Source organism: Hafnia alvei, from assembly GCF_034424155.1.
Lineage (GTDB): Bacteria > Pseudomonadota > Gammaproteobacteria > Enterobacterales > Enterobacteriaceae > Hafnia > Hafnia alvei.
The window spans coordinates 1795035-1806681 of the sequence record NZ_CP139992.1; the positions used below are offsets into that span (position 1 = coordinate 1795035).

General features: G+C 48.3%; 10 protein-coding genes. All 10 read right to left on the reverse strand.

The genetic code is table 11. The features are described 5' to 3' along the window. Window positions 1-78: 78 nt before the first annotated feature. The 10 genes from glsA to cobA all read right to left on the reverse strand — a co-directional run bounded on the left by glsA (window position 79) and on the right by cobA (window position 11309). Entirely contained in the window at window positions 79-1074 is a 996-nt protein-coding gene (gene glsA, locus U0008_RS08390) for a glutaminase A (protein ID WP_043492603.1), read from the reverse strand. A gap of 94 nt (window positions 1075-1168) precedes the next feature. Next, window positions 1169-2485, reverse strand: a complete 1317-nt coding sequence (locus U0008_RS08395) for a dicarboxylate/amino acid:cation symporter (protein ID WP_040045941.1) — start codon at window positions 2483-2485, stop codon at window positions 1169-1171. A 274-nt stretch (window positions 2486-2759) separates the two neighbouring features. Then, window positions 2760-3077 carry a DUF4387 domain-containing protein gene (locus U0008_RS08400; protein WP_043492607.1) on the reverse strand — a complete coding sequence of 106 codons (318 nt, stop codon included), beginning with the start codon at window positions 3075-3077 and terminating at the stop codon, window positions 2760-2762. Next, window positions 3074-4447, reverse strand: coding sequence for an acyclic terpene utilization AtuA family protein (locus U0008_RS08405; protein WP_025802701.1), 1374 nt, complete (start codon window positions 4445-4447; stop codon window positions 3074-3076). The genes U0008_RS08400 and U0008_RS08405 overlap by 4 nt, the downstream gene beginning before the upstream one ends. Before the next feature lies 1 nt (window position 4448). After that, a complete protein-coding gene (locus U0008_RS08410; RefSeq protein ID WP_025802703.1) occupies window positions 4449-5693 on the reverse strand; it encodes a methylaspartate ammonia-lyase in 1245 nt (414 codons plus the stop codon). After that, on the reverse strand, window positions 5693-7138 hold the full coding sequence (locus U0008_RS08415; protein ID WP_025802707.1) for a methylaspartate mutase subunit E: 1446 nt from the start codon (window positions 7136-7138) through the stop codon (window positions 5693-5695). Before U0008_RS08415 ends, U0008_RS08410 begins: the two co-directional genes overlap by 1 nt. A gap of 14 nt (window positions 7139-7152) precedes the next feature. Next, entirely contained in the window at window positions 7153-8544 is a 1392-nt protein-coding gene (glmL, locus tag U0008_RS08420) for a methylaspartate mutase accessory protein GlmL (RefSeq protein WP_043492610.1), read from the reverse strand. Further along, a complete protein-coding gene (glmS, locus tag U0008_RS08425; RefSeq protein ID WP_025802711.1) occupies window positions 8541-8987 on the reverse strand; it encodes a methylaspartate mutase subunit S in 447 nt (148 codons plus the stop codon). The genes glmL and glmS overlap by 4 nt, the downstream gene beginning before the upstream one ends. A 602-nt stretch (window positions 8988-9589) precedes the next feature. After that, window positions 9590-10450, reverse strand: coding sequence for a GHMP family kinase ATP-binding protein (locus U0008_RS08430; protein WP_043492615.1), 861 nt, complete (start codon window positions 10448-10450; stop codon window positions 9590-9592). Window positions 10451-10526: 76 nt separating this feature from the next. Then, on the reverse strand, window positions 10527-11309 hold the full coding sequence (cobA, locus tag U0008_RS08435; protein WP_043492618.1) for a uroporphyrinogen-III C-methyltransferase: 783 nt from the start codon (window positions 11307-11309) through the stop codon (window positions 10527-10529). Window positions 11310-11647: the final 338 nt, after the last annotated feature.

Genomic DNA, 11647 nt, shown 5'->3' on the forward strand with positions numbered 1-11647 from the left:
GCTGCCATGCGAATGGCGGCCCTTTTTGCTTTGGTGTTTTGCCAACCCCAAATGCGCTATCTCACGAGGGAAAGCCCCTTAGCGAAACACATTCGCCTGTGTGGCATGGGCGATGTACTCAATGGCTTCCTGCGCACGCACGCTGTTTCCTTCTTTATCCAGCGGCGGTGAATAGACCGCAACCGCATATTTCCCCGGCACAACGGCAAAAATTCCGCCGCCTACGCCACTTTTAGCAGGGATCCCCACGTTATACAGCCATTGGCCTGAACCGTCGTATAGCCCCGCAATTGCCATTTCAGCCAGAATCTTTGGCACGTTCTCTTCAGCGATCAGACGTTTACCGCTATAAGGTGATTGACCATGATTGGCAAGCGTCGCGCCCATCTTCGCTAAGTCGAGGGTGGAGGCGTCCACCGAGCACTGGCGGGTATAAAGATCCACGGCTTCGCGCGGATTGCTATACAGCCGACCGTACGACTGCATCAGCAAGGCGAGCGCCTGATTATGCTGATTGGTTTCTGATTCAGACTGATAAACCTCTTGGTTAACGTGCAGTTGGTTATCAGCAAAGGCATTCAGATTACCGATAATCTGTTGCCATTTAGCATCAGGGTTCTTGGCGTTAAGCAAACTCACCGAGCTGATAGCACCCGCATTCACCAGCGGATTCTGAGGACGCTCTGGGCGCAGCTCAACGGCTAAGCCTGAATTAAAGGGAAGCCCAGTGGCATTCGCACCCAGCTTATTCAGCGTCTGTTTTTGCCCTTGTTGCTCCATCACCAGCGCCAGAGTAAATACTTTGGTGAGAGATTCGAGTGGAAAAAGTGCGTCTTTATTGCCTGCGGAAAATATCTGCCCATCAACGGTGGCGATAACGATAGCGTAATTATCAGGGCTATATTTCGCTAAGGCGGGAATGTAATCCGCCACATCGCCACGTTTATCATTTTTAAATTGCGTGTAGGCATCCTGCACTAGGGTTGAATAGTCCGTGTTCGGGGCAGTTTTTGCATAGGTATTTCCCATCAAACACACGATGATAAAAAAAGCGGAGATAACTTTCGTTTTCATAACGGTTTCCTAGCGTGAGGCGGTAAGGCAGGAAAAGGGAAACATGCACAGCGGCATGCCTCCCGAGGGATAAAAAATGATGACAAACGAAATATTATTTGGCTTCTGCTTCAATGATGAATTGCTCTGAAGGTTCGTTATCATCCACCATGCTATCTAGGCACCTCGCTGTTCCTCGGCAGCCTTCACCGTAATGCTCACCTTCCCAACGGCCAACCAGCGCAGCACCAACGGCGTTACTCATCACGTTAGTGGCTGAGCGACCCATATCAAGGAAAGGATCGACGCCCATCAGCAGAATCAAGCCTGCTTCAGGAATATTAAACTGGCTTAGCGTGGCGGCAATAACCACCAACGAGGCTCTTGGAACACCCGCCATGCCTTTGGATGTCAGCATTAAAATCAGCAGCATGGTAATTTGTTCACCCATCCCAAGATGAATATTGCAGGCTTGGGCAATAAAGATAACGGCAAACGAGCAGTAGGCCATCGAGCCAACTAGGTTAAATGAATACCCAATAGGCAAGACGAAGCTGGCAATTTTGTTGCTGACGCCAAATTTTTCTAGCGCTTCTAACGTACCTGGGAAGGCCGCTTCTGAACTTGATGTCGTGAATGCGAGTAGGGCTGGTTCAGAAATACCTTTAATCAGTCGCAGGGTACAGCGACCAATCAGCAACACTGAACAACCAATCAGAATCACCCACAGGCCTGCCAGCGTGAAGTAAAACTCGCCCATGAAGATCCCAGCGCTCACCAACACGCCAAGACCACGCTCAGAGATCATCGCGGAAATGGCGGCGAATACGGTTAGAGGTGCGAAAAGCATCACGTAGCCAGTAAGTTTCAGCATCAGATGAGCTAACGAATCCAACACGGAGACGATCGGCTTCGCTTTATCGCCAATGGCGGAAAGGCTGATCCCCATAAAGATAGAGAACACCACGATCTGCAGAATTTCATTGCGCGCCATGGCGTCAACGATACTGGTTGGGATTGCGTGAGCAATGAACACTTTCGCCGAGAACGGTACTGGCTCAATGCCATCAACGGCACCCGCGCCCGCTGCGACAAAGTTGATACCATCGCCAGGTCTCAACAGATTCACCACGACCAGACCCAGTAAAATGGAAATGAATGCAGCGCAGATAAACAAAAACAGGGTCTTAGAAAAAACACGTCCTAAGGTTTTGGCATCGCCCATTTTCGCGATCCCGACCACCAGCGTTGAAATGATTAACGGTGCAATAATCATTTTGATTAAACGCAGGAAAATATCAGTGAAAATAGAGATCTCGGAGGCGTAAGACTTGGCGAATTCTTGGCTACAGAATTCGTTTATTAAAAAACCAGCAATAACACCTATTATCAGACCCAATATGATCATTGTGGTTAGGTTTTTCGATTTCATAATGATTCCATTTATAAGTAGGGTAGTATCATTTCTCTAACGTTATTTAATAACGGAGCTGATGTTGTGCTTCATTGAATGAAATTTTTACCCACGGCATATTTGTGTATTAAATATTTCCTCTTTATTGCCAAGTCATGGTGCAAAGTTGTGTCGTAAAGTTATGGTGCTAAAAATGCCGTAAAGAAAAACAGTAGTTTCAGGTTAGAACGGTGCAAAGCGCAGCGAACGACGGAGCGCTTCGCACCGTGTGTTTCATTTTGATATTTAAAAGCTAAACAGCGAATTCGAGTTTTAACAGCGGTGCGTGCTGCTGAGCACCATACACATCGGTATCGCCAACGGAGCCAGACACTATGCCGCGAGGCATCACCACCTTAACGGCGTTCGCAGGGTCGAACCACACAATGCGGTGAACTGATTTTGGATCTATTTTATAAATCTGAGCAATCAGCTCTTTTTTAAATTGCCCTGATTCTTTGATGCGGGAATATATTTTTTTATCCTTAAATAAAATATCCAGCACTAATTCATAAGGACCCGCATTTTTAGACCTGACCACATGAGCCAAGTCTAGGATTGATTTTTTCATGCGATCGCTCCTTCAGGCGTCACGTTTTCTAAACGGAACTTAAATTTAATCTCAGGGGTATATTCCATTAAATGATAAATGGAAAATTCATACACTACGCCGCCTTTAATATCCGACGGAGAGAATGGGAATGCTAAATTACCCGCTGTCGCAATCCGGCCGGTATAGCCATAATGCAACAGGGTAGAGCGGGCAAGAGAACAAATACTATCGGCCATCGCCTGAGTCGGCGCGACGACGTCGAGTAAAATCCCCAATTCATAAGAGGTGGTATTTGGCTCGGGCTCCATCTTACCCATAACGCCATTTTTGCCATAAAGCTGGAAATTCAGCTTCACGGCATCAGGCGCGATACTGAGGTTCTTCTCTACGCTCTGACGCACTTCCACCAAGATATCGTCAATGTTGGCAATCATGATCGGATCGCGGGTTCCCGCAATACTGAGCGTGCGATAGCCCACTGGGCGAGCGCCTTCCAGTTTCACGGTGTAAGGCGTTTCTTCGTGCACCGAACCGGTTACGCGGACTTGGCCATTTCCGGCATCCTTAAACTGACAGGCCTTCAGGTTCAATACCCCACCAGGCCCCGGCAAGAAATAAGGGTCAGATTTCTCATAGAGCGTATGCGCTGCCGCAGACGTCTCAGTAAACTGACGCTTTTTATTGAACGCTTTCAGGGTGAAACCGCTTTCGTCCAGAATGCCCATCGCGCAATCCGAGCCTGATCCCGGCGTGGCCGCAATCGCCGCACACTCCAGTATTTTGCCGCAGTGCAGTGCCAAACCTTCGTCGAATCCCTGCATGATAGGCAGCGCTGCAAAGCAGGCGGGATCGTAGGCTCGGCCACCTAACACCACCTGAGCACCTGCCGCCAGCGCTTCTTGGAACGGCTCGATACCCATTTGCGCCACAATATAGGTGGTTGCATCGATGGCTTCGTGGGTCAGTTCAGGAACAAAATCCAGCGCGGTAATTTTTCCCGCATCCAGCGCGGCGTGAACGACCGCTTTATCCACGTCGGCAGGGATCACCGCCATGGTAAACTCAAGCGCTTCTTCTTTGGCAATCTCAAGAATGATTTGGCGACACCACTCCAGATGAGGTTCAGCACCGGAACCCCCAGCGGTGCCAATCACCACCGGAATATTGTGCTGAACACCGGCGGTGATCATATAACGCAAATCACGCTTGACCCCTGCGCGGTCGGTGAAGGCTTTGCCTGCGCCGAGATAATGTGGACCCGGATCGGAAGAACCCGCGTCAACGGCGATCAAATCGGGAGATTCCTCCATCGCCAACATAAAGCTTTCTTCTGGGAACCCGTATCCCAGAATGGCGGTTGGCGACAAGATCTTAAACGTTTTAGACATGTTAGTTCGCCTTTGCATTCAACTGAGCGAGAGTACGAGACATCTCGTTAAATACGATATTCATCCCTTCATCAAAGCCCATACCCGGCTTGATCAGCATACGCATTGGGCGTGAAGCGATGGCAACGTGCACGCAGGTGCGGGCGCTAACGTCGGTTTCGTTACAGGTACCGCCCTGATACGCTTCCATACCTTTTTTATTACAGTAAAGAACGGCGTCAACGATGTTATGGATACTGCCCAGATCCGGAGTTTTAATCTGAACCATATGGCAGCTGCCTGCATCGGTAAAATCGATGATGTCTTGATAGGTATTGCACCATTCGTCAGCGACGATTTTGACCTTCGAACCCAGTTTTTTGAGGTGGTGGGTGATCTCGGTTAACAGACGGATCTGATCGGGTTTATTGCCCGCGTCAACCGGACCTTCAATGTACAGCTCCAGATCGCCCGCTTGCTCTTGCAGGCTGGCGATATACTCCGCGCAGCGGATCGGATCTTTATCGAAAATCAGACCGATGGTGCCGTAAACGTCAATATGCAGATTCGGTTTATAGTTAGGATCGACGCGCAGATCGGCAATGCGTTTTGCCAGCCAACTCACATACTCACGCAGTTTCTCACCGTTGCGGCCCAGCTTTTCATCGACGTTGTTAATCAAGCCGTGCGGCAGCACGTCAACGCCTTTCACTATCATTTTGTCGACGGCGATATAGCGATCGTCGCCGCTTTGACCAAACAGAGGAATAGATTCAGCGATAACTGGCAGGTGCCATTCGTCACAGACCACTTCGGCTTTTAAACGGCCGGTAGCTAACGCGGTTGCGTCCAGCAACGCCTGTGACAGACCATAGCGGATCGCCGTATGCAGCTGTTTGCCTTCAATGGTCACTTCGTCGAAGAAACGGGCGTTAAGCAAAAACTCATCCACGCTGCGGCCTTCAAGCAACGGCTTAATGTGTTTTTCCAAGAAAGGAACAAAATTTGCCGCCACAAACAGCGGATCGCGACCGCCTGCGCCAGAGTATTGAACCGCCGCACAGTCACCCACGGCCACTGCGCCGTTTTCTAAAATTAATTGGATAGAAACGCATTCACCGGCCTGACGGATCGAGGTAAACCCTGGTGTGACCGGCTTCCCTTTATAGATAAACCCATCTAACTGAGCGCCATTTTTAATCGCTTGCTGATCGTCAAAATAGAAGGATGAATTGCCAGCGGTGAAGAGTGCGTGTTTGATTTTCATTATGGTCTTCCTATTAATTTGCTATGGGATACAGCGTTAATATCATCAATGATCATTTGGAAAGAGGGCTCACGGCCTTCTTCCTTGGCGCGTTCGGCAACAAAATCGTGGTGCAGCGTCAGGACATCTTTAGGCAGCGGCACAGAGCCTGGATCGAATACGCGGATCGCGCCGTTGTTGTCGCGGATCGGCAGCATTTTTCCTGAGTTACAGGTCGCTGGCGCAAACGGTACATCCAGCACACCGGCTTCAAAAGCGCGTACCGTGCCGATTGCGATGTCGCCGTTACCCAATTCCAGCACTTTGTTCATTACGGCACGCACTTCACGCTTGATAAGCTCCACTTCGCGATCGACTTCTAGGCACGGTGGGAATTTCTGATCGCGAACCATATTCAGCATCTGATTAGAGGCGCGCAGCCCTTGACCGTTGGCCTCCGCGGTTGGAATGCCATAGGCCTCATGCGGGCTCTTAGTAATCACCTTGGTTGCGCCAGCCATTCCGGCAACCGCTGCACCCCAAGAGATAACGGCGAATGCGCGGGACTCATCTTCAGGGAAACCGCCCATCCACTGATGGAAAACGGTGCTCAGTTCATAGTTCTCATAGCCATTGGCACGGAAATATTCATGAGACAGATCGCGCAGCGACTTAATGGCGGCAATGTCTTGCACGATGTTGCCGACCTGACCGTACCCGACCGTAATAGAGCGAACGCCTTGCTCCAGCGCGAGCAGCCCTTCAATGATGGCCACCGCATGGGAAACAAACGGCGGGATCAGCGTGCCGGTTAATGGGCCGAACGGTTCGCGGTTGATTCGAATGCCGTGCTCTTCATACACGCCGATCAAACGGTCGCAGTATTGCCAATCACGGATGGATTTTTCGAGCGTCACGCGTTTCGCATAGGGAATGTTGTAGGAGATACCGCCACCTTCGTAGCTGGTAAACCCGCTGGCCATCGCGATCTCGGCTAACAGACGAGCGTCGGGCGTGCCGTGACGGATCTGAAGTGGCTTGTCTAGCGACTCTGTAATGCCACGGCAGGCTTTTACGCCGTGGTTGACGACCGGCAGGCCGTTAAGCTTCGAGGTTCCTGCTTCAATGGATTTCTGAATGCCGATGGCGGCTTCTTCATAACGATTCAGACGGGTATAGGCATCAATGGTGGTTGGCAGCAGATCGCAATCTTTTTGCAGCGTTTTAAGCAGCGCAATATGCTCTTCAATTAACGCCACCCCCGCACGTGGCTGGCTGAGCGTGATTCCTTGGTTGTCGGCTTCAAACAGTGCCTTGGCGAAGTTTTTTGATTCAGGGATCGTTTGCTGATATTTGACGCAGTCCTCAAATTTTTCAACATCCTTGCCGGTATGCCAAGTTTGTAAAACACTGGCACGCTCGGTCATAAAATCGTCTAACGTAATTTTTTTGTTTCGAAGTTCCATCATGACTCCAATTTTTACTTGTTCAAAATTTGAACGCTAGTCTGGGCGGCAGCTTTAGGAAAGCGACGAGCGACATTGGCGAGTAGCGGAAGTAAACCCTGTGTATCTCGGTAATATTCAAACTGACTTGGCAGCAGCACTTGTTTGCCGTCATCGTCCAGATCGCGATATTTCAACCAGTGGTGAATATCGAAATCATGAGCGCGTGAGAGCCAGCCGCCGGTGCCGATCACTTTTTTAATCGGATTGAGATCTCGGCCCACTTGGAGGTCGACATTTCCGGCGCAGGTACAAACCTGTACTTTTTTGCCTGCGTGGCGTTCAGCGGCGTAACCCACACAGATCCCCGCCAGCAGTTGATCAAAGACGCGCTCTTCATCGGTGCGCGGCAGATAGCCGGGATGCGCCACCAGATGCTTTAGGTAGTGATGAAAGGCCGCAATTTTGCTTTCTTGATGAGAAAAATAATGCGTAATCAGCGGCGCTCCGGTTTCACCCGCCGTGATGGCCGATACTCGCATCCCCAGATCGCCCTCTACCGTGCGTTTAACGATAGGTTCAGGCAGCCCATGCATCACGGTGTCCGGTGCCAGACTGTTCTGGTTGGCTGAATAAATATCAGTCGTGGCGCCGCCCATATCGATCAGCATGAAGGTTTCCCATCCCACGACATGGCGACGGATCTGCTCCACGAGTTCGAAAACGGAGTAGGGGGTAGGCAGCGGCTCTTCGCCAGTCTGCTCCACAATGACGTCTAAGCCTTTTCCCTTAACGATTTTATGCAGGAAAATATCGCAAATAGCGCTGCGCGCACCCAATGGACTTGGGTTATCCAGACTCGGCAAAACGTTATCGACGATGGTTAAATCTTTATCGCCGAGCAGATCCTGAACCTCATCTTGCAGGTCGCGATTACCCGCATAAATAATGGCGCAGTCGAGATTAGATTTGGCCAACAGCTTGGCGTTGGCTAAACCATGTGCACAGTCACCGCCGTCGGTGCCTCCGGTAAACAGCAAAATATCGGGTGGTGTAGCTTCTAAAGCACGCAGATCTGCTTTGTTCAGGTTATAAGCAAAATGCTGCGAAACCTTTGCTCCGGCAGAATGCGCCGTGACCTTCGCCGATTCTAACGTGATGCTGGGCACCAGACCGATGGCGGCAACGGCCAGCCCGCCTTTTGCCGACGAGGAGTAATCAAGCTTGATTTTTCCCGATGCCAAAAGAGGACGTGCATCGTCAACGTTGAGGATTCTATTCAGAACGGTAAAAAATCCTTCAGCCAGATGGTGCGGTGTCGTTGGGGATAATGCGCAGTTTTTGACTTCAATATGGTCATTATCTCCCACCTCGAACACTGCTCCTTTTGTCCATGTGGAGCCGATATCGATAGAGACGTTGATCATTGCACGCCCTCTGCCACGCGTTCGTTTTGCATAACGGGTTCAATGTCTTTTCTCATCAGCGAGCAAACCAGCTCCAGATCCGTATCCGGTGCAAAGACGCGATTAAACCCCATGCCTTTAAATTTGGTCTCGATGTCACAAAAGTCATGTTTACCGATAACCAGATTACCGCCCACGTAGAGCAAGATATCGCCGATACCGCGCTCGATGCAGTTTTCCCGCATGCCAATACAGTCCACTTCACCGTGCCCATAAATAGAGGAAACGACGATAGCCTGTGCGCCGGTTTCAATAGCCGCGTCAATATACTCATCCTGGCTAACCATCACGCCGAGATTAATAACGTTAAAATCGTGCATGGTGAATACGCGATCTAATACTTTGTTACCAACAGCATGGCAATCAGCACCGATGACGCCAATAACAATTGTTGGATTTTGCATGTTAATAAGCCCTCTATTTAGATAACGGTCCATATTTAGCTTGATGACTGGAAAGTTAATTTCATGATCAAAATCATGGTTAAAACTGGCCAGAAGTTATTTTTGTGACATGCTGCATATAAAGTGTTGGCAATAGCGCGACGATAAAAATTCAAAAAACATCGCTGAATATTTGTTCATATCAATGTGCTTTTTACACTAATCAAACACAATTGATATCTCGTCAGGAGTTCTTGAAAAATAGATGTTTTATTATTTACAAATGATTGTTAATTTAAAAATCGTTAAAAAACATATTGTTGAACGTAGTTTTATTTTGGTAAAAATAAAAGCTTTCTACAAGTTGAATAAATTAATCTCTAATTTGTGATCTACTTAGTGTTTATTGATTTGTGACCTTGGTCATATTTATTCGTTATTTTTATTTTTTAAAAAAAAGAAGCAATGCTGCCAACATAAAAATAAAACTCACGCTGGCGATTAAATGCAATTATTGTGTGCCATATAGAACGAAATATAACGAAAATTTAAATACCCTCTAAACAGGGTGTTTTATCTTAAAAGTATATGAGATACGTTAATTAACTATTTAGAACTCGTCACTAATGCACGCCACCGACAACGGTTTTAACAACATGAATTCTCGGATAGCTGTGAGTTATTTTTCGCTCCTGCAAGGCGCTGACTATTTTGTCGATATCATGTTTACGTCGATCGCAGAGTAAGCCAACGACGCTTCCGCTGTGGGCCACATTCAAACCATAAATCCCCCAATGTTCGACCAGATCGCGCAGCTGGTTAAATTCGGGTTTAGGCAACAAAGCCTCACTGGCAATCGCGCTAAGCGTAGTTGCTTCTCCCAGTCGATAATAACAGCGGCGATGGTTTGCAAGGTGAAATTGAATTAGGGCATTTTCTAAATTCTGGGCCTGATTAAGTAGCAGCGACTGGCGATCTCTACGGTGAAACTCTTCGGTGATGATGCGCTGCGGACTTTCTAACAGCACAATATCCAGCGTAGGCAGCCACGGAAAATGCTGCTGGGTTTGCGCCGTCTGATGGTCAAAAAGCGTAAGGTTTTTAAAGATGGTGCTGTCCGTGGGTTCGATGGCGACGCAAAGTATGGCCAGCTGTTCGGCGCTTAGCGAACGGTTAAGCAATCGCGCGGTAGCCACTGCCGTGGCGGCAATATCGGCGGTACTACTGGCTAAGCCTTTGGCGACCGGAATAGTTGAATCAAACTCAATGCGCATACTTTCTGCAAGCCTTGGGGATTCACCAAAATAGGACAACACCTGCTGAAGCATTTGCCGCATTCGTGGACGCTCTTGTGGGCTCGGTTCCCCTTCATTGACGTAAACGGTGCTATACCAGTTGATAGGGCAGGAGATGAGCTTTTCCCCTCCATTCATCCATCCTTGTAGCAGTTCACCACAAGAAGCTGGACAGGATGCTTCAGCCATAAATCACACCTTGATTGTTAACCGTCTGCCCACTGGGCTAAACAGATTTTTTGCTAGTTTCGCTGCTTTTCATCGGCTATATCGCCTGCAGCAACACTTCTTGGCTGATATCAATCTGGCTGGAAGCAAATGACAGTATTTCGCTGAGATTAACTACATGGCCAATAACCAGAAGCGCAGGCGCATGCAGATTTTTACGCTGAATTTCATCCTTGAGCGTGGTTAAGGTGCCTTTTGCCATCTGCTGTTTTTGCTGGCTGGCATACATAACGGCCGCCGCAGGCGTATCGGGTGATTTACCGGCCTCGATCAACAGTTGGCAAATTTCCTCTTGTCGGGTCATACCCATGAGGACAATCAGCGTGCCTTCCAGCTGTGCCAGCACCTGCCAATTTTGCGGTTCGTTGCCTTGGCACATATGTCCTGTCACTACGTGAAAACTGGAGGCGTAATCACGATGGGTGACAGGAATGCCTGCACAGGCCAGCCCACCAATAGCGGAACTAATCCCCGGAATAATCTCGAAAGGAATACCGCACAGCGCCAGACTTTCTGCTTCCTCGCCGCCGCGCCCAAATACATAGGGGTCACCCCCTTTTAGGCGAACGACGTTTTTTCCCATTAAGGCATGATCAATGAGGATTTGGTTGATGTTCTCTTGAGGAACTGGGTGATTATTCGGTTTTTTACCAACGTTAATAATTTGGCAATTCGGTGAGGCTTGCGCAATCAGATCAAGATTAACCAAACGATCGTGGACAATAACTTGAGCCTCACGAATAGCGATTAAACCTTTAACCGTAATGAGTGATGCATCTCCTGGCCCGGCTCCAACTAGTAAAACTTTTCCTTTCCTCATTAGACAAACCTTTATGGCTGAAAATTATGGCTGAAAAAAGTGAGCGCTATTTATGTAAGTGTAAAATAAATTTTATTATATAAATTCTCATTGGGGTTTCTGATGCGGTGCTATTATTAATGACTCGAAAAAATATATGTTTGACGCCGCTCCCAATATTTAATCATTTTACGGAATGATCTCTTTATATTATTTGACGTTCTTATGTTTTGTTTATATGTCGTTGAAGTTTGTGGTTTTTTTTATTTATGGTTTATTTAATTTTTAGCTTTTTATGTGCAAAGTAAACGCTTTACATATTTACTTTTGAGATCTGCAATGTCCTTGGCTATGTTTTT

Coding starts and splice junctions, on each gene's coding strand:
- glsA (WP_043492603.1), bottom strand. CDS start 1,074: ATGAAAACGAAAGTTATCTCCGCTTTTTTTATCATCGTGTGTTTGATG.
- U0008_RS08395 (WP_040045941.1), bottom strand. CDS start 2,485: ATGAAATCGAAAAACCTAACCACAATGATCATATTGGGTCTGATAATA.
- U0008_RS08400 (WP_043492607.1), bottom strand. CDS start 3,077: ATGAAAAAATCAATCCTAGACTTGGCTCATGTGGTCAGGTCTAAAAAT.
- U0008_RS08405 (WP_025802701.1), bottom strand. CDS start 4,447: ATGTCTAAAACGTTTAAGATCTTGTCGCCAACCGCCATTCTGGGATAC.
- U0008_RS08410 (WP_025802703.1), bottom strand. CDS start 5,693: ATGAAAATCAAACACGCACTCTTCACCGCTGGCAATTCATCCTTCTAT.
- U0008_RS08415 (WP_025802707.1), bottom strand. CDS start 7,138: ATGGAACTTCGAAACAAAAAAATTACGTTAGACGATTTTATGACCGAG.
- glmL (WP_043492610.1), bottom strand. CDS start 8,544: ATGATCAACGTCTCTATCGATATCGGCTCCACATGGACAAAAGGAGCA.
- glmS (WP_025802711.1), bottom strand. CDS start 8,987: ATGCAAAATCCAACAATTGTTATTGGCGTCATCGGTGCTGATTGCCAT.
- U0008_RS08430 (WP_043492615.1), bottom strand. CDS start 10,450: ATGGCTGAAGCATCCTGTCCAGCTTCTTGTGGTGAACTGCTACAAGGA.
- cobA (WP_043492618.1), bottom strand. CDS start 11,309: ATGAGGAAAGGAAAAGTTTTACTAGTTGGAGCCGGGCCAGGAGATGCA.